The 24,662-nt window shown below is 70.3% G+C and carries 24 protein-coding genes; 10 read left to right on the top strand and 14 right to left on the bottom strand.

Translation table 11 applies throughout. The features are described 5' to 3' along the window. Positions 1-344: 344 nt before the first annotated feature. Together AB0K15_RS15995 and AB0K15_RS15990 are read right to left on the bottom strand one after the other, a co-directional pair. Positions 345-836, bottom strand: coding sequence for a DUF4231 domain-containing protein (locus AB0K15_RS15995; RefSeq protein WP_364050050.1), 492 nt, complete (start codon positions 834-836; stop codon positions 345-347). Between the two features lie 49 nt (positions 837-885). After that, entirely contained in the window at positions 886-2,859 is a 1,974-nt protein-coding gene (locus AB0K15_RS15990) for an NPCBM/NEW2 domain-containing protein (protein WP_364050048.1), read from the bottom strand. A gap of 151 nt (positions 2,860-3,010) precedes the next feature. Here AB0K15_RS15990 and AB0K15_RS15985 point away from each other — a divergent pair, with 151 nt between their 5' ends. Further along, the gene (locus tag AB0K15_RS15985; protein WP_364050046.1) at positions 3,011-4,192 is read left to right on the top strand and encodes a CoA transferase; all 1,182 of its coding nucleotides are present in this window, start codon (positions 3,011-3,013) and stop codon (positions 4,190-4,192) included. A gap of 15 nt (positions 4,193-4,207) precedes the next feature. Next, the gene (locus tag AB0K15_RS15980; RefSeq protein ID WP_364050044.1) at positions 4,208-5,464 is read left to right on the top strand and encodes an aminotransferase class III-fold pyridoxal phosphate-dependent enzyme; all 1,257 of its coding nucleotides are present in this window, start codon (positions 4,208-4,210) and stop codon (positions 5,462-5,464) included. Positions 5,465-5,520: 56 nt separating this feature from the next. On the opposite strand, the gene AB0K15_RS15975 is transcribed toward AB0K15_RS15980, so the two are convergent. The 7 genes from AB0K15_RS15975 to AB0K15_RS15945 form a co-directional block, all read right to left on the bottom strand. Continuing rightward, on the bottom strand, positions 5,521-6,537 hold the full coding sequence (locus AB0K15_RS15975) for a DUF2891 domain-containing protein (protein WP_364050042.1): 1,017 nt from the start codon (positions 6,535-6,537) through the stop codon (positions 5,521-5,523). A gap of 990 nt (positions 6,538-7,527) precedes the next feature. Then, positions 7,528-7,953 carry a VOC family protein gene (locus tag AB0K15_RS15970; RefSeq protein WP_364050040.1) on the bottom strand — a complete coding sequence of 142 codons (426 nt, stop codon included), beginning with the start codon at positions 7,951-7,953 and terminating at the stop codon, positions 7,528-7,530. Then, positions 7,932-8,129 (bottom strand): hypothetical protein, encoded by a 198-nt coding sequence (locus tag AB0K15_RS15965; RefSeq protein WP_220243923.1) that lies wholly within the window; start codon positions 8,127-8,129, stop codon positions 7,932-7,934. Before AB0K15_RS15965 ends, AB0K15_RS15970 begins: the two co-directional genes overlap by 22 nt. A 153-nt stretch (positions 8,130-8,282) precedes the next feature. After that, positions 8,283-8,777 (bottom strand): GNAT family N-acetyltransferase, encoded by a 495-nt coding sequence (locus tag AB0K15_RS15960; RefSeq protein WP_364050037.1) that lies wholly within the window; start codon positions 8,775-8,777, stop codon positions 8,283-8,285. Positions 8,778-8,793: 16 nt separating this feature from the next. Next, positions 8,794-9,489 carry an IclR family transcriptional regulator C-terminal domain-containing protein gene (locus tag AB0K15_RS15955; protein ID WP_364050035.1) on the bottom strand — a complete coding sequence of 232 codons (696 nt, stop codon included), beginning with the start codon at positions 9,487-9,489 and terminating at the stop codon, positions 8,794-8,796. Between the two features lie 195 nt (positions 9,490-9,684). After that, positions 9,685-11,139, bottom strand: coding sequence for a PH domain-containing protein (locus AB0K15_RS15950; RefSeq protein WP_364050886.1), 1,455 nt, complete (start codon positions 11,137-11,139; stop codon positions 9,685-9,687). Positions 11,140-11,213: 74 nt separating this feature from the next. Next, positions 11,214-11,654, bottom strand: a complete 441-nt coding sequence (locus AB0K15_RS15945; protein WP_364050883.1) for a PH domain-containing protein — start codon at positions 11,652-11,654, stop codon at positions 11,214-11,216. Positions 11,655-11,895: 241 nt separating this feature from the next. On the opposite strand from AB0K15_RS15945, the gene AB0K15_RS15940 reads away from it, so the two are divergent. Both AB0K15_RS15940 and AB0K15_RS15935 read left to right on the top strand, forming a co-directional pair. After that, on the top strand, positions 11,896-12,819 hold the full coding sequence (locus AB0K15_RS15940; protein WP_364050033.1) for a PAC2 family protein: 924 nt from the start codon (positions 11,896-11,898) through the stop codon (positions 12,817-12,819). Between the two features lie 324 nt (positions 12,820-13,143). Next, the gene (locus AB0K15_RS15935) at positions 13,144-14,010 is read left to right on the top strand and encodes a class I SAM-dependent methyltransferase (RefSeq protein WP_364050031.1); all 867 of its coding nucleotides are present in this window, start codon (positions 13,144-13,146) and stop codon (positions 14,008-14,010) included. Here AB0K15_RS15935 and AB0K15_RS15930 read toward each other — a convergent pair. Beyond that, positions 14,007-14,996, bottom strand: a complete 990-nt coding sequence (locus tag AB0K15_RS15930; protein ID WP_364050029.1) for an MCE family protein — start codon at positions 14,994-14,996, stop codon at positions 14,007-14,009. The two genes, AB0K15_RS15935 and AB0K15_RS15930, sit on opposite strands and share 4 nt — an antisense overlap. A gap of 134 nt (positions 14,997-15,130) precedes the next feature. On the opposite strand from AB0K15_RS15930, the gene AB0K15_RS15925 reads away from it, so the two are divergent. Together AB0K15_RS15925 and AB0K15_RS15920 are read left to right on the top strand one after the other, a co-directional pair. Then, positions 15,131-16,102 (top strand): magnesium transporter CorA family protein, encoded by a 972-nt coding sequence (locus AB0K15_RS15925; protein ID WP_364050027.1) that lies wholly within the window; start codon positions 15,131-15,133, stop codon positions 16,100-16,102. 71 nt (positions 16,103-16,173) lie between these two features. Beyond that, positions 16,174-16,368 carry a hypothetical protein gene (locus AB0K15_RS15920; RefSeq protein WP_364050025.1) on the top strand — a complete coding sequence of 65 codons (195 nt, stop codon included), beginning with the start codon at positions 16,174-16,176 and terminating at the stop codon, positions 16,366-16,368. Positions 16,369-16,370: 2 nt separating this feature from the next. On the opposite strand, the gene AB0K15_RS15915 is transcribed toward AB0K15_RS15920, so the two are convergent. Both AB0K15_RS15915 and AB0K15_RS15910 read right to left on the bottom strand, forming a co-directional pair. Continuing rightward, a complete protein-coding gene (locus AB0K15_RS15915) occupies positions 16,371-16,562 on the bottom strand; it encodes a hypothetical protein (protein ID WP_364050023.1) in 192 nt (63 codons plus the stop codon). A 137-nt stretch (positions 16,563-16,699) separates the two neighbouring features. Then, entirely contained in the window at positions 16,700-18,349 is a 1,650-nt protein-coding gene (locus AB0K15_RS15910) for an amidohydrolase (RefSeq protein ID WP_364050021.1), read from the bottom strand. Between the two features lie 366 nt (positions 18,350-18,715). Here AB0K15_RS15910 and AB0K15_RS15905 point away from each other — a divergent pair, with 366 nt between their 5' ends. After that, a complete protein-coding gene (locus tag AB0K15_RS15905; RefSeq protein WP_364050019.1) occupies positions 18,716-19,204 on the top strand; it encodes a hypothetical protein in 489 nt (162 codons plus the stop codon). Between the two features lie 7 nt (positions 19,205-19,211). Here AB0K15_RS15905 and AB0K15_RS15900 read toward each other — a convergent pair whose 3' ends face one another. Further along, positions 19,212-19,625 (bottom strand): cupin domain-containing protein, encoded by a 414-nt coding sequence (locus tag AB0K15_RS15900; RefSeq protein ID WP_364050017.1) that lies wholly within the window; start codon positions 19,623-19,625, stop codon positions 19,212-19,214. 2 nt (positions 19,626-19,627) lie between these two features. Further along, the gene (locus AB0K15_RS15895) at positions 19,628-20,737 is read right to left on the bottom strand and encodes a reverse transcriptase family protein (protein WP_364050015.1); all 1,110 of its coding nucleotides are present in this window, start codon (positions 20,735-20,737) and stop codon (positions 19,628-19,630) included. A 1,283-nt stretch (positions 20,738-22,020) separates the two neighbouring features. Between AB0K15_RS15895 and AB0K15_RS15890 the strand changes: the two genes are divergently transcribed. Genes AB0K15_RS15890 through AB0K15_RS15880 form a run of 3 tightly spaced genes read left to right on the top strand, consistent with a single transcriptional unit; the run spans position 22,021 to position 24,640 of the window. Beyond that, positions 22,021-22,521 carry a GNAT family N-acetyltransferase gene (locus AB0K15_RS15890; protein WP_364050013.1) on the top strand — a complete coding sequence of 167 codons (501 nt, stop codon included), beginning with the start codon at positions 22,021-22,023 and terminating at the stop codon, positions 22,519-22,521. Between the two features lie 59 nt (positions 22,522-22,580). Then, entirely contained in the window at positions 22,581-23,048 is a 468-nt protein-coding gene (locus tag AB0K15_RS15885) for a MarR family transcriptional regulator (RefSeq protein ID WP_364050011.1), read from the top strand. Beyond that, entirely contained in the window at positions 23,045-24,640 is a 1,596-nt protein-coding gene (locus tag AB0K15_RS15880; protein ID WP_364050009.1) for a chloride channel protein, read from the top strand. The genes AB0K15_RS15885 and AB0K15_RS15880 overlap by 4 nt, the downstream gene beginning before the upstream one ends. The last annotated feature ends 22 nt before the right edge of the window (positions 24,641-24,662 follow it).

Genomic DNA, 24,662 nt, shown 5'->3' with positions numbered 1-24,662 from the left:
TTGGTTGCGCCCAACGCACCCAATGCGGCGTTCGTTGCGCTCAACGCTCCGAACGCCACATTGGGGCGCTTCGGCCCCCACCCCACCAGCCACCCGCCTGCCTGACTCACCACCCACCCAGGCCACGCGCGGACCCTCGCAACCGCCGCCCACCCACGCGACGAAACCGGCACCCAGACCCGCCCCGGCACCCCGATCCGAAGCCTCCTTGCGGCCGGCGAGCCGTTGGCAAGGCACGCTTTCCCGCCTTGACAACGGCTCACCGGCCGTCAACACAATCCAGCTTCGGGGTGCACACCCACCGCAACACGCCCTGCGAGGCCCAAGACCCAAAACCCAACCCCCTACGCCACCGGTTTCACCCCCCGCCCTCCATCCCCCAACTTCTTCCTCCTCGCAAACCACCCATCCCTCAACTCGGCACCGAGCTCCTCATGCCGCGTGACCAGCACCCGCACGGCCTCCTCATCCGAAACGTCATACGGCGCGATCCCGTACAGATACGCCGTCGCATCCCGTTCCAAGGAGAATCTCAACCGCACATACTCGATCCAGTCGTCGTGAAACCCCAGGACCGTCCGGATCGTCGTCGCGATCAGCACCAGCGCGCCGGCGATCGCGCTGAACGCCACGTCCCACCGCAGCGCCGCGAACACCGGCACGGCCGCCGCGCAGGCCACGCCGACGAACTCCGTGGTCACGTAGTGGATGCGGCTGCGGCGGGCGTGGTCGCAGAACCACACCCACCGCCGCACGACCACTTCCGGCAGCGGCTTCCCGTTGCGGGTTCCGGTGATCATCCAGTGCTCGGCCGGCAGGGCCTCCGTCGACGCCATGCCGCATTCTCCCGCCGCGACGTGGCGGGTGTGAATGGTTCGAACCGATTCAGCACGTCACCGCCGCATCGGCCCAGTCGGCGTGATCCGTGTTGTTCCCATCCCCACCATCCGTCACCACAAGGTCCAGCACCTGCACCCCACCCAACGGCACATCCACCACCTGCGCCGCCGACCCATGCCGCAACACGTCCGTCGAAGCCAACGTCTTCCCATCCCCCCGAACCTCGAACGTCACACTCCCCGTCGCGAACTCGTCGTCCAGGCCCACCACGGAATGAAACGTCTGGCAACCGCCACCCAGATACACCCGGACCAGCGAAGGCGCATGCGCCCCCAACCCATCCGAATACACCTGGCCATTGATCGTGATCGGATTCCCATCACCAGCCTGGTTCTCCCCATTGCTGGTCCCGCGCTCGACCGGACCCCAGCCGTTCTCCGTCAGCAGGAACGGTGCCTTCGACATCGGCGTCACCCCGGAAGCGAACGGGGTCACGACCGGTCCGCTCGCGTCGGCCGACAACGAACGCCGCCCCCACCCCGTCGTGTACGAAGCCTTCGCCGACATCGCCACCTGCGCCCCCGGCTTCACGGGCTTCACCGTTACCGCGCGGTCCCAGGACTTCCCCGGAGCCACCACCGGCACGAGGACGTCGCCGCGTCCGTCGAGCTGCCAGCCGGACGGCGCCGACACGGTCACCCGAGCCGCGGCGAGGGGGGTGCTGCCGTCGTTGGTGAGCCGGACGTGAGCCGTGAACGGCTTCCCCGCGGGGAAGTACGAGCCCGCGTCGAGTGACAGCGTCGCCGCCGGGGCGGCGGCCGGGAACTTGGCCGGCCACACCCGGAACACCGCCGACCCGTGGCTCGGCACGGTCGCCCGCAGCGTCCCGGTGCTCTCCGTCTCGGCGCCCGTCCACAGGTCACGCACGCGGAAATCGCGCCCGGACAGGCCGATCTCCGACGCGTTGCTCGTCATCGTCGCGGCGGAGATCCCGCGGTTGAACAGCACCACCGCGGCCGAACCGTCGGACATCGGCTTGGTCCACACCTCGGTGTCGCCGTCGTCGCGGACCTTGTGGCCCTGCACGCCCGCCCAGTCCTGGTCGAGGGCGACCACGTCCTTGTTCGCCAGGATCGCCTTCGTCGCGGCCGGCATCGAGCGGACGTCGTTGCCCGCCAGCAGCGGCGCGTTCATCAGCGACCAGAGCGCGAAGTGCGAGCGGTACTCGGCGTCGGTCATGCCGCCGTTGCCGACCTCGAGCATGTCGGGGTCGTTCCAGCCGCCCGGACCGGAGTACTTCTCGAGCCCCACCTGCTGGTCGAGGATGCCGGTCATGCTGGTCCAGTTGTCGCTGATGTCACCGGTGGTGCGCCACAGCTGCGCGCCGGAGGTCTTGCCCCACAGCCACGGCTGGTTCTCACCCCACTCGCACAGCGCGTAGATCATCGAGCGGCCGGTCTTCTTGATCGCGTCGCCCATCTTCGTGTAGCGCTCGATCGCGGGGCGGCCCTCGTTGTTGCAGTTGTCGTACTTGAGGTAGTCGACGCCCCAGTCGGCGAAGGTCTGCGCGTCGACGTCCTCGTGGTCGAGGGCGCCGGGCATGGTCTTCGCGCAGGTCTGCGTGCCGGCGCTGGTGTAGATGCCGAGCTTGAGGCCCTTGCCGTGCACGTAGTCGGCGAGCGTTTTGATGCCGCTCGGGAAGCGTTCGTGGTTGGGTTCGAACTTGCCCTCGGCGTTGCGGTTCTGCTCGGCCCAGCAGTCGTCGATGTTCACGTACTGGTAGCCGGCGTCGCGCAGGCCGCTGCTGACGATCGCGTCGGCGGTCTCGCGGATGAGGGTCTCGTTGATGTTGCAGCCGAACTTGTTCCAGCTGTTCCAGCCCATCGGCGGCAGCGCGCCGGTTTCCTGCTGGACGGCGTTCGGGGCGGCGGGGGCCGCTTCCGCGCTCGCGGTGGTGAGGGTGGTGGCCAGGCCGGTGGCCAGACAGGCAGCCGCCAGCAGGCCCACAAGACGACGCATACAAACCTCCCAGAGTGCGCAACTCTGCACAGACTTCCTCAAGAATCAACAGGAGTGAACGGTTCACGTCAATGGGCCGTTGGTAGGTAATCCGTTGGCCGGAAGGTAGAAAGGAGGTGTAGGTCCGCGACGATGCCCCGAGGAGCCGCCCATGCTCGAGGTCCGCCCGCTCGACGGTCTCAAGGTCGTCGACCTCTCCCGGATCCTGGCGGGGCCGTACTGCACGCAGTACCTCGGCGAGATGGGTGCCGACGTCGTCAAGGTCGAGCCGCCCGGCCACGGCGACGACACGCGCCTGTGGGGCCCGCCGTTCGTCGGCGACGAAGCCGTGTACTTCCTCGCCGCCAACCGCAACAAGCGCGGGATCGTGCTCGACCTCAAGTCCGACCGCGGCCGCGAAGCCGTGCGCCGGCTCGTGGCCGACGCCGACGTGCTCGTCGAGAACTTCCGGCCCGGCACGCTGGAGCGTTGGGGCCTGTCGTACGCCTCGCTGTCCGAGCTGAACCCGCGCCTGATCCATGTCTCGATCACGGGCTTCGGCCAGACAGGGCCGTACCGCGACCGGCCGGGCTACGACCTCGTCGCGCAGGCGCTCGGCGGCGTGATGGGCCTGACCGGCGAGCCGGACGGCGCGCCCGCCAAGGTCGGCCTGCCCGTGGCCGACCTCAACGCCGGCACGTGGGCGATCATCGGCGTGCTGATGGCGCTGCAGGCGCGGCACACGACCGGACGTGGGCAGTACCTCGACGTCTCCCTGCTCGACGCGCAGCTCGCCTGGCACATCTACGCCGCCGGCGCGCACTTCTACGACACCCCGCGCCCACGCCGGATGGGCTCGGCGCACCCGAGCATCGTCCCGTACCAGGCGTACCACGTGTCCGACGGCTGGCTGATCATCGCGGTCGGCAGCGAGAAGCTGTGGCGCGCGTTCTGCGGTGTGCTCGGCCTGGACATCGCCGAGGACCCGCGGTTCTCGACCAACGCGGCGCGGTCGGCGCACCGCGACGAGCTCAACGCGTTGCTGGAGGGGGTGCTGGTCACGCGCACCGTCGACGACTGGATGAAGGCGCTGGACGAGGCGAGCATCCCGGCCGCGCCGATCAACGACATCGACGACGTGTACGCCGACCCGTGGACCGCCGCGCGCGACCAGGTCGTGCGGCTGCCGCACCCGACCGTCGGCACCTACCTGGGCACGGGCTTCCCGGTGAAGGCATCGGACACGCAGCCGCGGCCGACGTCGGCGCCGCCGGTGCTGGGCCAGCACACGGCGGAGGTGCTCGCGGAAATCGGGTACTCGGAGTCGGAGATCGCCGAGTTCCTTTCGTTGTGACACAAGGAGGATTGCATGGAGAACCCGCTGTGGCACCCGTTCGCGGACATGGGCGCCGTCGACGGCGACCGCTTCGTGATCACGCGCGGCTCGGGCTCGTACGTGTGGGACGACGGCGGCCGCCGCTACTTCGACGCCACGGCTTCGCTCTGGTACGCGAACTTCGGGCACGGACGGCCTGAGATCACCCAGGCCGTGACGGCGCAGCTGGAGAAGCTGGATTCGTACAACCTGTTCGGGTATTACGCGAACGAGCCGGCGTTGGAGCTGGCGTCGCGGCTTTCTTCGCTCGCTCCGGTGCCGGGTTCGAAGGTGTTCCTCGGGTCGGGCGGTGGTGATGTCGTCGACACGGCGGTGAAGATCGCGCGGGCGCACTTCGTCCACACCGGACGGCCGGAGAAGACCCACATCATCGGGCGGACGCAGGGGTACCACGGGACACACGGCTTCGGTACGGCGGTGGGCGGGATTCCCGTCAATGCCGAGGGATTCGGGCCGATGCCCTCGGGGTTTTCGCATGTGGCGTATGACAGTGTTGCGGCGTTGGAGGCCGAGATCCTGCGGGTGGGCGCGGATCGCGTTGCCGCGTTCTTCTGCGAGCCGGTGATCGGTGCGGGTGGCGTGTTGTTGCCGCCGGAGGGGTATCTCGAGGCCGCGGTGGAGGTTTGTCACCGGCACGGGGTGCTTTTCGTGGCGGACTGCGTGATCGCCGCGTTCGGGCGGTTGGGGACGTGGTTCGGGATCGATCGGTGGGCGGTTCGGCCGGATATGGTGACGACCGCCAAGGGCCTTACCGGTGGGACCATTCCGTTGGCCGCGTTGTTGGTTTCGCCGGAGGTGGCGGCGCCGTTCTTCACCGGTTCGCCCGGGGCGCCGGTGCTGCGGCACGGGGCTACCTATGCCGGGCACCCGGTGGGCTGTGCGGCGGCGTTGGCGACGTTGGACATTTATGAGAAGGACGGGTTGATCCCGCGGGGGCAGGAGCTGGAGAAGCCGCTGGCGGACGCGCTGGCCGCGGCGGCCGAGCATCCGTTGGTGGCGGAGGTTCGGGCCGGGCTGGGGTTCCTGGCCGCGGTCGAGCTGTCGGCGGAGGTGCTGGCGGCGGATCCCGGGGCACCCGGGAAGCTGCAGCGGCTGGTGCGGGACGAGGGGGTTTTGGTGCGGCCGTTGGGGAAGGGGATCGCCATGTCACCGCCGCTGGTGGCGGGGGACGAGGAGCTGGACCTGCTGGCGGCGGCCATTCCGGCGGCGCTTTCCCGGCTGCGGGGTTAGGTTTCCGCTCGTTGGGGGGCGTTCCGCGTGGCGCGCCCCTTGACTTCGTGGCCGCGTCAGCCGGCGGTCAGGTAGAGGACGGCGTAGCAGGCGAGCCAGTGCTCGACCATGTAGTCGCTGCCGCTGACGTGGTCCAGCTCCGGCTCCGCGTGGACTTCGGCGGCTCGGGCCAGAAGGGGTTGGCGCGGGTCGGCGGCGGGGAGGCTGTCGGCCAGGCGCAGCCAGCACCAGGCTCGGCTGAGGTTGAGGCCGCGGAGGTGCGCGATCTGGCCGTCGCTGTCGTCGGTCACGGTGGCCGGGGTGAGCAGCGCGGCGGGGAGCTCGGGGAGGAACCGGTCGAACCACGCCGCGAACTCGTCGGGCGGCAGGAGACTGGCCTGCAGCTCCGCTTCGGTGAGGGCGGGCGACAGGAAGTCGGCGCCGGAGGGTTCCCAGCCGGCGGGGTAGCCGGCGTCGGCGCTGAACCAGCGGGCGGCGGCGTCTTCGATGGCGGCGAGGAGGGCTGGGCCGTCGGCTTGGCTCCGGGCGTAGGGGAGGGCTCGCGACAGACCGAAGGCGCTGTTGTTGTGCGCGCCGGTGCGGATGGGGTAGGCCTGTTTCGGCAGCCAGCCGAGAAAGGCCTCGGTGACGGCTGCCGACAGGGGTGCGAGGTTGGCCGACCAGGTGCGGGCGTCGGGGTCGTCCCAGGTGCCGATTTCGTGGTGGAGCATGAGAGCCCAGCCCCAGCCGTAGGGGCGGGCTCTTGATCCCTTGGTCCGGAACGTCTCGGCTTCGCCTTCGAGGGCGTCGGCGGTGAGGTGCTCGTTGAGCGTGGCCCGGATGTCGTCGGTGGGGATTGCGTCCGGGACCGTGCGGAGCAACCGGACCAGGAGCCAGTGCATCTCGACGCAGGAATGCCAGTCGAAACAGCCGTAGAAGGCGGGAAACAGGTCGCGCGGACGGTTCGGGAAGTCCCCCGGGAACCGCATCGTGCTGCGGATGTCGTTGGGGAACTCTTTCCTGACGTTGCGCAAAGCGGCCACACTGTACTCGGCGGCTCGGGACAGCAGCTGGGTCTCTCGCCGGGACGTCATGGGTGTCGGGGCCTCCTGTCGCTGGGCGATCGGACCGGCCGGTATTGCAGCCGGCCTGTCACGCATCACCCCACATGGATGCGCCTGACCGCAAGACATGGATGCGCCTGACCGCAAGATCCTCGGTCACGCTACCCACAACTTGCCACTCTTGGTCGCGAGTTGTGGTTTCCACCGGCAAGGCGCCGCGTCTGCTGGCACGCGCGGGGGTGAGCGGCAACCCTCATGCCTCCTCGCTGCCATTGCCACGGCACCGTGCGACATCTGGTGGGCAAGTTTCCGCACCGGTTGGCAAGGCGCCATGGGTCTGGCCATCAGCCGGCGTGCCGCAAGAGTTGTGCCGCTGCCGCTGTCACTGCCTTTGTCGTGGCAAGGCGCGGCGGGCAGCGGCGAGATTCCCCGCGGATTGGCGGGGTGCCGCTTCACGTGGCAAGAGTGCGGATGGCATGGCGACGAGGCAATGGCAAGCGCCGGGCGCCTGGCATGTGCCATTGCTGTGACGACATCCAGCTCGAGGTGGCGAGGTGCCGTGCTGGTTGGCGAGGCGGTGGCAAGTGCGGTGCGCTTGGCGTGTGCCGTTGCTTGGGCGATGTGCGGGGTGAGGTGGTGAGGTGCCGTGCTGGTTGGCGAGGCGCATCACGGAATGGCATGAGCCAGCGTGGAGTGGCATGTGCCCGTGCGGAATGGCAAGGATCAGCGTGTGGCATGTGCTCGCGTGTGGATGGCGAGGATCCGAGTAGTGAGGTGCCGCGAGGGGTTGGCATGGCGCCGAGCGGGATGGCATGACGCCGCGTGACGTGGCAAGGAGCATCGCTGGGCGCGTGGACCCGCGTGGACCCGCGTGGAATGGCATGGGTGGCCCGAGTGGCAAGGCATGGTCACCACGAAGGCTCGGCTGCCCCCAAGTCAGCCGAGCCGCGGCGCGATGTGGGTCGGGCCGAGGCGGTCAGCGGGTCCGCCCCCCCCAAGAAAAGAAACCCGGCCAAGCCATCAGCCGATGCAGAATTCGTTGCCTTCCGGGTCCGCCAGGGTGATCCAGCGGTTCGGGCCCTGCGAGCCCCGGTGCAGGAACGTCGCGCCCCTGGCCTGGAGTTTGGCGAATTCCTTCTCCATGTTCTCCGGGCCGCCGACGCGGACGTCGAAGTGGAGGCGGTTCTTCACCGTCTTGCCCTCGGGTACGAGCTGGAACAGCACGCGGCGCGACGTCTCCGGGTGGGAGATCGCCGCGCCTTCGCGCCAGACCAAGACGCCCCGGTGCAGTGCGGTGTCGGACTCCATTGCGTAGCCCTTGGCGATCATCTCGCGGATGAAGGCCTCGTCGCTGGGTTCGACGGTCCAGCCGAGCGTCTCGGCCCACCAGTCGGCCTGGGTGTGCGGTTCCGCGGAGTCCACGGTCACCTGGAAGTCATACGCCATACCGGGACATTAACGACCGACCCCGACATTTTCGGCAGCTCGGACTCGCCCGGCACGTCGGTGAACGCCCACTTGTCGACGCCGCCGCCCATGATTTCGGCGTAGCGGCGGGCGCCGTCGGCGTTGGCGAAGCGCACCTGCTGGCCGTTGGTGAGGTGGGTGATCTTGACTGCCACACTGCCTCCAGACGATCAAAAACCGGGAGTGCCGGCCCGCGGAGCTTCCCCCTCCGGGGCCGGCTCGACCAGTAGAACACGTGTTCGAAGGCGCCCGCAAATCGGGTCCCCCTCGTGGGCGACGCATGTCCCCCGGAGGGGTAACGGAGCTGGTCAGCGGATCATCGCGAGACGCGGCCAGCGGTCCAGCCCGAGGGCCGCCTCGTGCTCGCGGATGGCCCGCAGCGAAGGTCCCCACGACGACTCGGCCAACTCCCGGAAGCCCAGCCGCGCGTAGTACGGAGCGTTCCACGGCATGTCGCGAAAGGTCGTCAAAGTCAGCGCCGGCAGGCCACGGCTGACCGCCCACGAAGCCGCCGTCTCGATCAGCCGGCGGCCCAGCCCCCGGCGGGCGAAGGCCGGCAGCACTGACACCTGCTCGACGTGACCGTTCCCGTCCACGACGTCCGCCAGCAGGTATCCGGCCACGACACCCGAGACGTCCACGACCCAGCACCGCCCGTCGGCCTGGTACGGCCGCAGCTGGGCCATCGAAAACGGTTCGTCATCCGCGACGGCCACCATCCCCAGGTCGCGGAACGGTTCCCCGGCCGCGCGTTCGAGTTCACCCAGCAAGGGCAGGTCGGACGCACGAGCGAGCCGGATCATCCCCCATTCCTACCCGCTACACCGAATACGACGAAACTGCTTTCTGGATGCGCTCGGCATACACCTGCAACGCGCTGATCGCCTCCGCCCGCGCGGCGTCGCCGATGCGCGCGGCGGGCCCGACGAGCGAGAGCACGCTCGGCCGCGTGCGCCCCGTTTCCACCGGCACCGAACACGCCCACACGCCGTCTTCGATCTCGCCCCAGCTCTGGGCGTAGCGGTTCGCCAGGGCGAGCTTCAGCTCCTCGCGCACCTCGATCCCGTGTTCGCGCGCGATCTCCGCCACGCGCTGCTCGCGTTCGCCGTCGGGCAGCAGGGCGAGCAGCATCTTGCCGGTCGCGCCCGCGCCGAGCGGGATCGAGTGCCCGGGCTGGAACGTGAACCGCATCGCGCGGTCGCATTCGACCCGGTCGGTGCACACGGCCAGGTCACCGAAGTGCTGGAACAGCAGGATCGTCTCGCCGAGCTCGCGCGACGCCTCCTCCATGGTCGGGCGGGCGATCCGCGCGACGTCGTTGGCCAGCCGCGCGGCGCGCGCGAGCGGCATCACCTGGCTGGTCACGTGGTAGCGGCCCGAGCGGGCCTCTTCGAGCAGCTGCAGTTCCTTCAGCAGCTGCACGTAACGATAAGTCGTGGCGACCGGGCTGCCGATCACCTCGGCCAGCTCCGCGACGCTCGCTTCCCACCGGTGCTCGGAGAACGCGAGCAGCACCTGCAGAACCTTGCGCGAACTGCTCGTGCCTGCCGTTCGGCGCGGCGCCGCGGAGCTTGCAGAGCTTTCCTCGGAAGGCGGCATTCGAATCCTCTTCGTGGTCTGCGACCCGACTCGCGCACACGACAAGTGAATAAATTACCACACGCCCAGAACAATCGCGGGCGGCACATTCAGTGGAATGATCACGGCCGGTTATTCGGCCCGTTTCTCGGCGACCAGGAACGGCGTGAGCAACCCCGGCACCGTCGCGTCGGCCAGCGCGAGTCCGGCGCTTTCGCCGACATCCACCACGTGGTAGCGGCCGCGCCCCGCCGCGATCGGCGCGACCACCGTGACGAGCCCGGCGCGCCGCTGGAACCACGAGCGCTCGACGACGATCCCGGTCAGCCCGTCGCGCCGCACCGCGACCGTCGTGCGGGCCAGTGAGCCGGAGCGTGAGACGAGGTAGCGCCCGGCCAGCGCGTGGCCCAGCGTGCGATAACGGTCCCAGCCCACCAGCACCGCGAACGGCACCAGCACCAGCGCGAGCTGCCACGGCCAGTCCGGCAACGCCCCGGCCCACGCCAGCAGGAACAGCGCCGCCGCCGGCACCAGCACACTCGTCAACGCCCGCGTGATCCGCCGGTTCAACGCCTGCCGCGGGTGCCGCACGAGCACCGCTCCCGCGACGTCCTCGCCCAGCACCTCGCCCGCCACCTCCTGCGCGCGTCCCAGCGGCGCGGGCGGCAGCAGCAGCCCGCCGCCCCTGTCGGCACCCTTGCCCTCGCGAAGGCCCGCGGCCACCGCCACGCACTTCGCGCCGCCCACGATCCGCAGCGGCAAGGGTTCTTTCAACTCGACGCCGCGCAGCCGGTCTTCCTCGATCGACACCGACCGCGTGGTGATGAGCCCGCGCCGGATGTGCAGCGTGCCGCCCGGCTCGCGCGTGAGGCGGAAGTTCCAGAACGACAGCACGTAGCCGCCCACCGACAGCACCGACACGAGCAGCAGCAGGCCGATCGCCGCCGTGACCACCGTGAGCCACACGGGTTCCCGCGTCACGCGGTCGGCGAACTCGCGCAGCGGCCCGTAGCGCACCGGGTCGAGGTTCAGCTCGTGTGCGAAGTGGTAGACGGTGCCGAGCATCGCGCCCACCACCGCGATGCCGGACAGGGTGAACGGCGCGTACCGCAGCCATTTCCGGTCGACGGCCGCCACCAGCTGCTCCGGCGGCGCCACGACGTCGGCCGGCACGGTCTTCCGGTGCAGCAGCAGGGTCCGCAGCCGTTGCGCTTCCTCGCGCGTGACGGCGTCGAGCACCAGCTCGTCCTTGCCCGGCCCCTTCCCGTGCGAGTGCCGTCCGGTGCCGATCCGCACCGCGGCCAGGGAGAACAGCCGGTGCTTCGGCTCCGACACCACGTCGACGGTGCGGATCCGGTCGCGCGGCACCGCCCGCTGCTTGCGCAGCAGCAGCCCGGTGCGCCATTCCACCTGCGTCGCGGTGACGCGGTAGCGCGAGGTGAGGCAGTGCGAGATGCCGGTGGCGATCGTCAACGCCGTGAACGCGAGCCCGATCCACTGCCAGCTGTTGCCGGAGCCCAGCACGAGCGCCCCGACGAGCACGGGCAGTGACCGCACGAGGTCGAGCACCGGCCGGATCAGCAGCATCCGCAGGTCGAGCCGGTGCCACGGCGCCTCGGCCGTGCCCTCGTACGCCTGCGTGGTCGCCGGCAACGCCGCGCTCACGTGGCGTCCCCGCGCACGGCCTGCGTGGTCCGCGTCAGCTCGTCGGCCAGCGCCACGGCGCGGTCGTTGTCGAGTCCGGAGATCCGCAGCGGCCCCGCGGCCGACGCCGTGGTCACCGTGATTCGGGCCAGCCCGAACAGCTGCTCCAGCGGACCGCGCTCGATGTCCACGGTCTGGATCCGCGAGATCGGCGCGATCCGCCACTCCTGCTTGAGCCAGCCCGCCTGCGTGTAGACGGCCTCCGCGGTGACCTCCCACCGGTGCACGCGGTAGCGCCACTGCGGCATCACGAGCAGGTGCAGCGGCCCGAGCACGCAGCAGAGCACCAGCGTCACCGAGAGCCACGACGGCGCGTCGTCGCTCGTGGCGACCACCACCGCCTGCACCCCGATCACGACGAGCCAGCCGATCGCGGCCGACGTCGTCCAGTGGCCCATGGCCTTGCGGCTCACCCGGTGCTCGGGTGGCCGAAGGCTGAGGCTCAGTTCTTCTGCGGTCACCTGCTCAGCGTGCCTGAACTGTCGTGATCGTGGCCACGACAAGTGTCAGGGTGCCCCGATCCGGGGCCTCGGTGAGTGCGTGGCGTTACTATTTCGGCCGCGGGCGGGATGGATTCGTGGCGGCGCCGCGTTGTAACGACTTAAGCCTGTGCAAGACAGCGATCAGCAGGAGGATCCGGTGGGATTCGATCCCGAGGAACTGTACGAGGTGGACTCGGACGTCCCCGACCTGGACGGAGCCGTGCTCCTGCACTTCTTCGACGGTTTCATGGACGCGGGCTCCACGGGCAGGCTCGTCACCGACCACCTGACGAACGAGGTCGAGAACCGCGTGATCGCGCGCTTCGACGTCGACCGCCTCATCGACTACCGCTCCCGGCGCCCGCCGATGACCTACGCGGTGGACCACTGGGAGGACTACGAGGCTCCTGAGCTGGCGGTTCGCCTCCTCCACGACACCGACGGCGTGCCGTTCCTGCTGCTGTCCGGCCCCGAGCCCGACCACGAGTGGGAGCGCTTCGCCACCGCCGTGAAGCACCTGGTGGAGCGCTGGGGCGTGCGCCTGACCGTCGGTTTCCACGGGATCCCGATGGGCGCCCCGCACACGCGTCCGCTCGGCGTCACGGCCCACGCGACGCGTGAGAGCCTCATCGGCGGCGACCACCAGCCGCTGCCCAACCGCATGCAGGTGCCCGGGAGCGTGTCCGCGCTGCTGGAGTACCGCCTCGGCGAGTGGGGTCACGACGCGATGGGCTTCGCCGCCCACGTGCCCCACTACCTCGCGCAGTCGGCCTACCCGTCGGCGGCGCTGCTGGTGCTGGAGTCCGTCGAGCGCGCCACCGGGCTGCACCTGCCGGACGGGGAGCTGCGCGTGGCCGCGCAGGTCGCCACGGCCGAGATCGACCGCCAGGTCGCCGAGTCCGACGAGGTCGCCGACGTCGTGCGCGCGCTGGAGCGCCAGTACGACACGTTCGTCGAAGCCTCCGGTCGCGACAGCCTGCTGGCCGAGTCGCAGGAGCACATGCCGACGGCCGAGGAGCTCGGTTCGCAGTTCGAACGGTTCCTGGCCGAGCAGGGCGGCGGGGAGTCACCGGACCGCTGACGCGCCGGCGGCCCCCCTGAGCTCTCAGCCGCGGGCCCGTCTGCGCCCGGTGCGATACGCGATCGCGGCCGAGCGGACCGTTTGCCAGGCCCACCACATTCGTGTCGTCATGGTCGCCACCATCCCATGATCGGCCCTGGGGGTTTCCGGCAAGCTGCCCGCAGGGGTGCGGCGGGTGACGTTCGGACCACGGGCAGCCACCTCTTCCGCTGATCGGTACACAGTGGACGCTTGCCGTTACCCGCCGGTAAAGCGGCCGCCTCGATCCGGTGCCCTGTTGTTGTATATCGTCCCGGGATGACCCAGCCGCACCGAGATCGTTCCATGGCAAGGACGTTGGGCGGAGCTCTGCGGCGCAAAGCCGGCCTGGCGCTGCGCCGGGTGGCCACTCGCCTGCATGACCCGTACACCGATCAGCTGAACCGGATCCGCGACGAGCTCCGCGAGGAGATCGTCCGCCAGGGTGACCGGTTGCTCGACCGGGTGGTGGAGTTCGAAATCCGCAGCCGCCGCGACATCGTGTACGCCGGCGACCAGGACGCGGCGCTCGAGAGCAACGTGTTCGCCCGCGAGAACCTCGTCGGTGCCCGCCACTTCGGCAGCCCGCCCGAGACGCTCAAGTTCGCGTTGTCCCTGGCCCCGACGGGTGGGATGGCGCTGGAGTTCGGCGTCGCGTCGGGCAACACGCTGCGCACCATCGCCGCCGCGCGCGGCGGCGTCGAGGTCTACGGCTTCGACTCCTTCGAAGGCCTGCCCGAGGCCTGGCTCAACGGCATGCCCGCCGGCGCCTTCGCCCGCGAAGACCTGCCGGACGTGCCGGGCGCGGAACTCGTCGTCGGACTCTTCAACGACAGCCTCCCGGGCTTCCTGGAGAAGCACCCGGGCCACGTCGACTTCCTCCACGTGGACGGCGACCTCTACAGCTCCGCGAAAACCGTGCTCGACAACGTCGGCCCGCGCCTGCGCCCGGGCAGCATCGTGCACTTCGACGAGTTCTTCAACTTCCCCGGGTGGAAGCGCCACGAGTACCGCGCGTGGATGGAACACATCGACAAGACGGGCATCGAGTTCACGTACGAGGCCTATACGTACAACGACAATCAGGTGACGGTGCGGATCACGCACGTGCCGGGGTACGAGGCTCCCGCGCCGGAGCCGGCGGATCACGCGGGCCGGAAGATCACGCCCTAACGCGGGTAGCAGCCCTGCTCGTTCAGCGGCCCGATCGGCGGGAGGACCAGACCGCACAGGTACCCGTCGATCCAGTGGCCGTTGCCCGCGACGTTGGTGCCGAGGCGCACCAGCGGGGCAAGCGCTTTCACGGCGCGGGCGAGGGAATCCTGGTTGCGCTGCAACAAGGACGTGAGCTGGTCGAGACCGGCGAGCGTGGGAGCGAGGGCGCGGTCGTTGTCGGCGACGAGGCCGGACAGCTGGGTGGCGAGGCGCCGCGATCCGTCGAGCAGGGTGGAGATGGCGGACTCGCGGTGGGCCACTTCGTCGAGCAGGAGGTTGCCGTCGGCGAGCAGGCGCTGCACTTGCGCGTCGCGGTCGACGAGCGTCGACGACACGGTGCGGGTGTTGGCCAGCAGCGTGGTCAGCTGTGTGTCGCGGGACGCGATGGTGTCCGACAGCCGGGAGAGGCCGCCGAGTGCGGTCCGGACGTCGGCCGGGGTGTCGGCGAAGGTGGCGGCGAGCGTGTCGAAACTGTGCGCGAGCCGCGCCGTGTCGATGTGGTCGACGGTGGCCGAGAGGTCGCGGAACGCGTCGAGCACGTCGTAGGGCTCGGTGGTGCGCGAGCTCGGGATGGGCACGTCCGGGTCGAGCGAGCCCGCGCCCGCCGGGTCGAGCGCGAGATATTTCTGGCCCAGCACCGTTTTCAGCTTGATGGCGGCGGTCGTGCCGTCGCCGAGCCACGCGTCCTTGACCTTGAACGACACCCGCACGCGAGCGCCGTCGAGCGTCACCGCGGACACGCGCCCGACCTCGACGCCGGCGATGCGCACGTCGTTGCCGTTCCGCAGCCCGGCGGCTTCGGTGAACTCGGCGGCGTAGGTGGTGCCGTCGCCGATCACGGGCAGGTTCCGGGCGTTGAGCGCGGTGACGATGCCGAGCACCAGCACCGTGAGCCCCACCAGCGCGGTGCGGACGGGACGGCGGGGACCTCGGGCTGAGTGCACGGCGTGAACAGTGCCGCAGCCGGCGTGGTGACGCCAGTCACACAACACCTTCGGTGGACGCCGGGGGGTTCGGCGGCGATCGCCGGCGGGTACTTTTCGGCGAAGCGTTCAACCTCGACGGAAGGTGGCACGGCGTGGCGCACACGCGGGTCTACCGCGACGGCGTGCTGGTCGAAGAGAACTTCCCGGTCGAGCAGGTCTCCGACTACCTGCAGGACCCGGCCACCACCGTCTGGCTCGACTTCTGCGAGCCGACCGAAGACGACCTCACCTCGATCTCCGAAGAGCTCGGCCTGCACGCGCTGGCCGTCGAGGACGCGGCCGAGGAGCACCAGCGGCCCAAGTTCGACCGCTACGACACGCATTCCTTCCTCATCGCGTACTCGGCGCACTTCGACGTCGACACGGGGATGGTCACGAAATCGGAGCTCGCCGCGTTCGTGACGAAGCAGGCGCTCGTGACCGTGCGCAAGGACGACGGGTTCGACATCGAAGCCGTGGCGCAGCGGTGGGACGCCTCGGCCGATCTCGCGAAGTCCGGCGTCGCGTTCCTGCTCCACGGCCTGCTCGACTACATCGTCGACGGGCACTTCGACAGCGTGCAGGCGCTCGACGACCAGATCGAGGCGCTGGAGGACCTCGTGTTCGACGAGCGGCCCGACCAGCGTGAGCTGCAACGGCGTTCGTTCCGGCTGCGCAAGAGCCTCACGGCCTTGCGTCGCGTGGTGCTGCCGATGCGCGAGGTCGTGAACACGGTGATGCGGCGCGACCAGCACCTGATCGACAGCGTGATGATGCCGTACTTCCAGGACGTCTACGACCACGTGCTGCGCGCGTCGGAGTGGACGGAGTCGTTGCGGGACCTGGTGGCGACCGTGCGCGAGACGCAACTGAACCTGCAGGGCAACCGGCTCAACACGATCATGAAGAAGGTCACGAGCTGGGCTGCGATCATCGCGGTGCCCACGGCGGTGACCGGGTTCTACGGGCAGAACGTGCCGTACCCGGGATTCCAGGCCACGTCCGGGTTCTGGGTGTCCACAGTGGCCATTGTGCTGCTTTCGGTGGGGCTCTACGCGTCGTTCAAGCGCCGCGACTGGCTCTGATCGCGTTTCGCCCCGCGCGCACCCGGGTAGGTTCGGAGAGGAAGGGATTTCGCACTTCGGGGAGAACAGGCATGCGTGACTTCAGCGCCGGGCTGTACCCGGCCGCGGACCTGATGACCGAGGAAAACGTGGCGCACCAGGAAGAAGTGCGCCGCAAGGCGGCGCTTGCCGTGGCGGCGAACTCGCGTGACGCCGACGACTGTGCGCTGCTGCTGGACCTGCTGGGGCTGCACACGGCGGAAAGCCGGCGCGGGGAAGTGGCCTGAGCTCAGCCGGCGGAGAGCTTTTCGGGTACCTCCTGCTCCTGGCTCTCGTTTTCCTGGCAGAGCGTGCACACGAGCTTGCGGCCGATGCACTGGCCTTCGGGGGTCACGAGGTGGGCGACGTGCAACGTCGGGTAACCACACTTCTCACAGGGAATCGCGGTGCTCTCGTGGCTGATCAGCACGCGGATGGGCATCGGGCTCTCCTCCGGCGGAGTCGGGGTCGCGTTCGGCTAACCCGTTTGCCCGCAGCTCAGACGCGGCGGCGGCGATTGTCACCCGTTCGGCGCAACAGGTTCACCCTGGGTAGAACGACCGGTCCGGCTGAGCTCTTCTAGGCCCGGTAAACCTCGGTCCCGTCGACGTAGGTCCGCACCACTCGCGCCGTGCCGATCTCCCGGCGTGGGCCGTCGAACGGGTCGCGGTCGAGAACCACCAGGTCGGCGGCCTTTCCGACGGCGATCGAGCCCGTGCCGTCGTCGAGGTGGTTCACCGCGGCGCTGCCCGCGGTGTAGGCGCGCAGCGCCGTCGCCAGCGGCAACGCTTGTTCCGGACCCAGCGGCGGAGTGGTCGCGCCGGGCAGGACGCGGTTCACGGCGACGTGGATCGCGGCCAGCGGGTCGGGGCTGCTGACCGGCCAGTCGCTGCCCATCGCGAGTGCGGCGCCGGTGCGCAGGAGGTCGCCGAACGGGTACTGCCAGGCGGCGCGCGGATAACCGAGGAAGGGCAGCGTGAGCTCGTCCATCTGCGGTTCGTGCGCGGCCCACAGTGCCTGCAGGTTGGCCGTGGCACCGAGGCGGTGGAAGCGCGGCACGTCGGAGGGGTGCACCACCTGCAGGTGGGCGAGGTGGTGTCGTCGGTCGGAGGTGCCGTTCCCGGCGATGGCCGCTTCGAGCGCGTCGAGGACGTCACGGACCGCGCGGTCGCCGATCGCGTGGAAGTGCACCTGGAAGCCGGCGGCGTCGAGAGCGGTGGTGACGACGCGGAGCAAGGCGGGGTCGAGGAAACCCAGGCCGTGGTCGTCGGTCGGGTGGCCGTGGCGATCGAGGTAGGGCTCGAGCATCGCGGCCGTGAACGTCTCGACCACGCCGTCCTGCATCACCTTCACCGACGGCGTGCGGTAGTTGCGGCATCGCGCGGCCGTCGCCGCGCGGATCTCGGCGAGGTGCGCGACCTGGTCCGCGACGGCTTCGGGCGGGCACGAGCGGTCCCACCACAACGCGCCGGTGACCTTCGCGGTCAGCGTGCCGGCGGCGTCGGCGCGCCGGTAGGACTCGTGGACGTTCGGCCCGTCGCCCGGCACGGCCACCCAGGCGTCCTGCCAGTTCGTGATGCCGCAGGAGTGCAGGTAGCGCTGGGCTTCGGCGAGGGCGGCGTCGAGGTCTTCCTGCGTGTCCGCCGGCGCGACGCGCGCGACGAGGTCGGCGGCGCCTTCGTGGAGGAGCCCGGTGGGTTCGCCGTCGGGATCGCGTTCGATGCGGCCGTCGGCCGGGTCGGGGGTGTCGCGGCCGATCCCGGCTCGGGCCAGCGCGGCCGTGCTGACCCAGCTGGAGTGGTGGTCGCGGTTGGGGAGCAGCGCCGGGCGATCGCCGACGACGGCGTCGAGCGCGGCGCGGTGGGGGCGTCCGCCGGGGAACGCCTCCATGGCCCAGCCGCCGCCCAGGATCCACTCCCGGTCGGGGTGCGCGCGGGCGTATTCGCCGATGATGCGGGCGTAGGCGTCGGCGGTTCCGGCGCCCGAAAGGTCGCAGCGGATCCGTTCGAGCCCGCCTAGCACGGGGTGCACGTGGGCGTCGCCGAAACCCGGCAGCAGGAGTCCGCCGGCGAGGTCGACGACGTCGTCGGCTTCGCGCAGGACCGGCTCCACCGTGCGGTCGCCGCCGACGGCGACGATCCGTCCGCCGGACACGGCGACGGCCGAGCAGCTCGTGCCCGCGGCGTCGGCGGTGAAGACGCGGCCGCCGCGGAAGACCGTGGTCGTCATTACCGCACGGTAGCCGGACGAGTCCACGGAGGACTGCGGGTCGGATGGGGAATTTTCGTTGCCCCTGCGAACCATCTGCGCGCTTCGAAGAGGACCGATCCGGCAACTGACCAGCGAGATGACCACATCGGCGGACGTGAACGTTTCGTCCGAGATGGTGCCCTCACCCGCGTTGATCTTGCCCGAAGTTACCCCATCCGGTCGGCCGGAGGGGCCAAACCACCGACCTCTGAGCACACTTCGTGACTCCCCAACCTTCTAACGGAGGAAGGCGTTGGGGCATTCGATGTATCTGCCGCTCCGCCGTAACATCTTGTGCAGAGGAGCAGTCGGGTGAAAGCTCGGCTGAGGGGAGGGGTTTCGATGATGAATGCCGACAGGGTGGATGTGGCGGACGACTACCTCACGCGCCAGCAGCGTGCGCTGGCCGAGGCGGTGGAGTCCGACGGGGGATTCGGTGAGGGAGGCCGCAGCTTCCGGATCGCCGAGCACCTCGCGGCCGAGGGTGGTCTGCACCGTTCCGAGGTGATGGCCGCGACGGCGCTTTTCCTGGCTTACACGGCGTTCCAGGCGGGCAACCTCGACGCGGCGCAGGGGTTCGCGCGCCGGCTGCGTGGTCTGGACCCGGGCAGCGTGGAGCTGGTGTTCCACCTCATGCGGCTCGAGGTCGGGCGCGAGCAGGGCTGGCTGCCCCGCGCGCAGTACGACGACCTGCTGGCCTACGCGTGGCGCGAGAACCGGTTCGACCTGGCGCAGCGCGCCGGCGACATCCAGGCGCGCGACGTCGACCCCGGTGCGGCGCCGGTCGGCTCGTGGGCCGAGCTCGAGCGGACGCTCTGCCCGCTGCTGGCGTGACGCCTGCCTAGCGCGGTGGTTCCGGCGCGTTGCGCGCCATGAACGTGCCGGCGTCGCCCTGTGCCGGGTCCACGAAGACGACGTCGTCGGGGCGCCGCCTCGGCACGTCGACCGACAGCACCACGAGCGGGTGCTCACCGATCCGCGGGAAGCCGTGGACCTTGGTCTTCTCGAAGTGCAGCAGCAGGCCCGGGCGGGCTTCGAACTCTTCACCGTCGAGGTGGAACGTGCCGCGGCCGATGAGCACGTAGAGGTGCTCATCGCATTCCGTGTGGTAGTGCAGCGGCAGCTCGCGGTAGATGCGGAAGATCCGCGCGCTGGCCGTGGGTTTGTCCACGAAGTACTCGTCGACCAGCATCGTGTCGGCCGTGTCGGGCAGCCGCTCCAGTGCGGCGAGGACGTCGAACACGTTGGTTTCCACAGTCAGCTCCAATCGATTCGGTCGAAGAGCTCTTTCAGCTTGGCACCTCGGTGCGCGCTCGTCGCGGAGATCCAGGCGATGCGGCCTCGCAGGTGCGCCTGGAAATCGGGGTGGCCGGCGCGGTTCTGGGCTTCGGGACCGGTTGTGGCGCAGTTGTGGAGGGTGGCGCGGAGGTCGTCGTACTGGCTTCGCTGAGCGGCGGGTTTGGTGTTGACGACGAGCCCGGCCACGCGCTGGCGTTGGTGCTTGGCGGCGACGGAGGTTTTGTTGTCGCGGAGGCGGAAACCTTCGTCGTCGACGATCCGGCGGACGCCGGGGAAGAGCCGGTGGAGGGGGAGGGTGGCTTCGCCGGAGAAGGCGAGGTCGTCGGCGTAGCGGGTGTAGTTCGCGCCGAGTTTCCGGGCCAGGCCCCAGAGCCTGCGGTCGAGGCGGTGGGTGACGGCGTTCGCGACGGCCGGGGATGACGGCGCGCCTTGGGGCAGGTGCGGATTCTTGAGTGGGTCGCGGACTTTTCTCGGCGCGTTCTTGAGGACGTCCGGTGGCGTGGCCGTGGTGAGGATTCCGGCCAGCGCCTGGGCGACGGCGGGCGGGTAGCCGGCGAGTTCGAGCAGCGAGCGGACCCGGCGCGCGGAGACCGTGGGGAAGAAGTGCTCGAGGTCCATCCGGACGACTTTTTCCTGGCCCGCGTGGGGTTGCGCGCACGTGAGGATGGAACGGCCGGGGTGGAAGCCGTGGGCGGCGTCGTGGACCGGGAGGGCGGCGAGGACGTGCCGGCGGACGCGTCGCTGCACCTCCGCGAGGCGGGGCTTGGGGCGTTCGATGAGGCGCAGGCCGCCGGTCGCGGTGGGGATCCAGTGGTGGTGGTAGTGGCGGAGCGTGCGGTTGGCGCGGTCGTTCCAGCGGCGGGTGTCGGCGAACCAGGAGAGCTCGCCGGGGGTGAGATTCAGGGCCGCGGCGCACGATTCGAAGGTGGCCCAGCGGGCGACCTGCCAGCGCCAGATCGGGGGAAGCGGGTCGAGCGGGGACGGTTCTTGGGGTCCGAGTGGCGCGGTGCGGTCGGTTGACGCGGCTGGGCTGGTCGGCGACGCGGGGGTGACTCTTTCTCCGTTCATCCGCGCGGTCTTGTACGCGCAGCGTGCCGCCCTCGCGTGGGGCGCTGTGGGTGGGTGATGTGGTGCGTTCCGGGGTTGCCCCGGAAGGGGTGGTTCTCCACCGGGCTCACCTCCGCGTCGCCGAGTCTCCGAGTCTAGGGGTGCTCGGGTGGCTCGGCGTGCTGCACACACCATTGCGCCCGGGGTGGTGGGCGGTGGGGCGCCCCGATTTTTGATTGTGACCGTGTGGTCGAAAGACATCGGGGGCCGCGGCCGGTTTGGGGAGGAGTGGGTGGGGGGTGAGTTGCGCTGCAGGGTGGGGTTGAGGGGTGGCAAGAGCGGCGCGGGCTGGGTGGGGCGTGGGTGAGGTGGGCGGGTGGCGGTGTCTTGGTGGCTCACTTCGCTTGGTGGTGGCCCGCCCATCAACGGCCCGGCGGGTGCCGGGCGCGCCCTGGTCGCCGCTTTACTCTGCACGGGACCACTGATTCGCCGGCTGCTGGCCGGACCCGGCTGCGGCTTTCATCTGCACGGCGCCACTGACTCGGCGGCTGCTGGCCGGACCCGGCTGCGGCTTTCATCTGCACGGCGCCTCTGATTCGCCGGCTGCCGGCCGCACCCGCCGCGACTTTCATCTGCGCGCCGCCGTGGTTCGTCAGCTGGCGGTCGACGCCTGGCCGCCGTCTTCGCGTGCACGGCAACGCCGGCCCGTCGGCTGCCGGCCGCCATGGCCGCCCTTCAGCTGCACGCCATCAACGGCCCGGCCGCTGCCGACCACGCCGCGGTCGCCGGGTTTGCCTGCCCGCCGCCACTGGTTCACCGGCTGCCGGCCACGTCCGGCCACCGACCTTCATCCGCACGCCATCGCTGGCTCCTCGACCGTCGATTACGTCCCGGCCGCCGATGTTCATCCGCGCGCCACCGCTGGGCCGTCGGCTGTCGACCACGCCGGGCCGGGCTGCCGATCTTCAGCTGCCGCCGCTGGATCGTCGGCCGCGCTCCGGTGCCGCTTTGCCCGCACGCCGCCACTGGTCCGCCAGCTGCAGACTGAGCCCGGTCGCCGCCGCCATCTGGGTGCCGTCGCCGGGTCGCCAGCTGCCGGCCACGCCCCGGCGGATGAGGTTCGTCCGCACACCACCGCTGGTCCGCCAGGCGTCTGCCGCGCGCAGGCCGCCGATCTTTGTCCGCGCGCCATCATCGGCGCGCCGGTGCGCAGAAGACCCGCCTGGCACCACGCCACGCGCCGACGAGCCAGCGGTTGTGTGGTGGGTAGCTGCGGGACGTGGTCGGTTGCTGGGGAGGTGTCGATGGAACGTGGAGTCGATCAGGCCATGGTCGAAGTTCGGGTCGCGGTGACGTTCGCTGAGTTCGAGCAGGCGCGGGAGTGTTGGCGGGCGGCCAATGTTGCGCGCGGCAAGGTGCCGGGGCGTGAGCGGGTGGAGCGGGTGCGCGAGAAGTTGGCGGATCCCGAGGCGGTGGTGCTCGTGGCGGTGGAGGGCGCGCGGGTCGTGGGCATGGTGTTGGCGGAGGTGGGGCGGGCGGAGGACGGCGAGGGACCGGTCGTGCCGGGGTTGTGTCACGTCTCGATGGTGTTCGTGCGGCCGGAGCGCTGGGGGGTTGGCGTCGGTGGGGCATTGCTGGGTGCATTGAAAGAGCGCGTGGGGTACGCGCGGCTGCAGTTGTGGACCGGCGTGGCCAATGGGCGGGCGCTCGCGTTGTATCGGCGCGCGGGGTTCAGGGCCAGTGGGCGGCGGCGCGAGATCTTCGGGGTCGGGCAGGTCGTTCACCTCGTGTGTTCCGGTGGGTGACACGGGCCACCCACGGACTCTCTTGACCTCAAGACCTTGCCTATAGCAAGTTTTGCCCTATGCAAGACTCCGATCTCGAACGCCTGGAACGCCTGGAGCGGCTGACGCGGGTGCTCGTGGCGGTGGCGTGGGACAGTGCGCACGCCGCGCCGCGGGGGGTGACGTTTCCGCAGGTGCGGTTGTTGGTCGTGTTGGCGAGTGTGGGGCGGGTGCCGTGCTCGCGGCTGGCGGCGGCGATGGGGGTGAACGCGTCGTCGGTGACGCGGTTGGCGGACAAGCTCGAGGCGCACGGCTATGTGCGGCGCGGGGAGGACGAGCACCGGCGCACTGTCGTCACGATCGAGGTCACGAAGGCGGGGCAGGCTGTGGTGGACGACGTGCTCGCGCGGCGGCACGAGGCGCTCGGGGAGTTGCTGGGGCAGCTCGGACCCGACCAACGGAAACGAGCAGCGGCAGCCGTCGAGGACTTGCTGGCGGCGGCGGAGAAGGCGCCGCTGGTGCCGTCGGCCGGGCCGGGGCGGCTGTGAGCGCGCAGGGGCGGGCGGCGCACCTGGGGGACTTCAGTGTGCGGCCGCGGATGTTGCTGATCACGGCGTTCGCGCTGTTCGTGGGGGCGGCGAGCGCGGTGGCGGCGTTCGCGTTGCTGAAGCTGATCGGGTTGATCACCAATCTCGTCTTCTACCAACGGGTCGCCACCGACCTGGTGGCGCCGGGTGCGGTGCACCACCCGTGGTGGCTCGTGGTGACCGCACCGGTCGTCGGGGGACTGGTGATCGGGGTGATGGCGCGGTACGGCTCCGAGAAGATCCGCGGCCACGGCATGCCCGAGGCGATCGAGGCCATCCTGACGGGCGAGAGCCGCGTGGCGCCGCGGGTGGCGGTGCTCAAGCCCGTGTCGGCGGCGGTGAGCATCGGCACGGGGGGACCGTTCGGGGCCGAGGGTCCGATCATCATGACCGGCGGCGCCGTCGGGTCGATCCTGGCGCAGCTGCTGAAACTCAGTGCGGACGAGCGCAAGACGTTGCTGGTCGCGGGGTCCGCGGGTGGCATGGCGGCGACGTTCAACGCGCCACTCGCCTCGATCCTGCTGGCGGTGGAGCTGCTGCTGTTCGAGTGGCGCCCGCGCAGCCTCGTGCCGGTGGCGGCGGCCGTCGCGGTCAGCACCGTACTGAGGGGCTACCTTCTCGGCACCGGACCGGTCTTCGGCGTGCAGGCGCCGCAGAACACCGGGCCGCTGGCCGACGGTCTGGCGCTGATCCCCGGCATCACGGGCGGCCTGCTGGCCATCGGCGCGACGGCGCTCGTCTACTTCGCCGAGGACCTGTTCGCGCGCGTGCCCGTGCACTGGATGTGGTGGCCCGCGATCGGCGGCCTGATCATCGGCGCGGGCGGGCTGGTCGAGCCGCACGCGCTGGGCGTGGGCTACGACGTGATCGACCAGCTGCTCACCGGCCAGGCCACCACGCAGCTGATCGTCGGCATCCTCGTGGTCAAGACGCTGATCTGGGCCCTGTCACTGGGCTCCGGCACGTCCGGCGGCGTGCTGGCGCCGGTGTTCATGATCGGCGCCGCGCTGGGCGCGGCCGAGGGGGCGGTGCTGCCGCACGTCGCGGCCGGGTTCTGGGCGACGTGCGGGCTGGCCGCCGTGGTCGGTGGCGTGATGCGCTCGCCGCTGACCGGCATCGTCTTCACGCTCGAGCTCACCCACGCGTGGAGCTACCTGCTGCCGCTCGTGGTCGCCTCGGTGTCGGCGTACGCGTTGTCCGTGTTGCTGCTGAAGCGTTCCGTGCTCACGGAGAAGATCGCGCGGCGGCGCCTGCACCTCACGCGCGAGTACACGACCGACCCGTTGGAGACGTTCTTCGTTCACGAGGTCATGACGCCGGGGCCGGCCGCGCCCGCGCGCGTCACCGCGTTCCCCGACGAGACGCTGCGCGAGGTCGCCAACAAGCTCGCGCTCGGCCACGTCACGCGCGCCCGGGTGGTGGACCGCGAAGACCCGGAGAAGGTGCTCGGTGTCGTCACCCTCGCGCAGCTGCTGCACGCCCGCCGACGTGACCTGCACGAGGAGCACCACCGCGAGCGCGTGCTGCCGATGCGGGTCGTGGTCCCGGACTGACGGCCCCGCGCACGTCCCGATC

The sequence above is a fragment of the Amycolatopsis sp. NPDC049253 genome (assembly GCF_040678995.1).
Lineage (GTDB): Bacteria > Actinomycetota > Actinomycetes > Mycobacteriales > Pseudonocardiaceae > Amycolatopsis.
The sequence above is the reverse complement of the archived record's forward strand: the minus strand, read 5'-3'. Positions and strand labels throughout refer to the sequence as shown.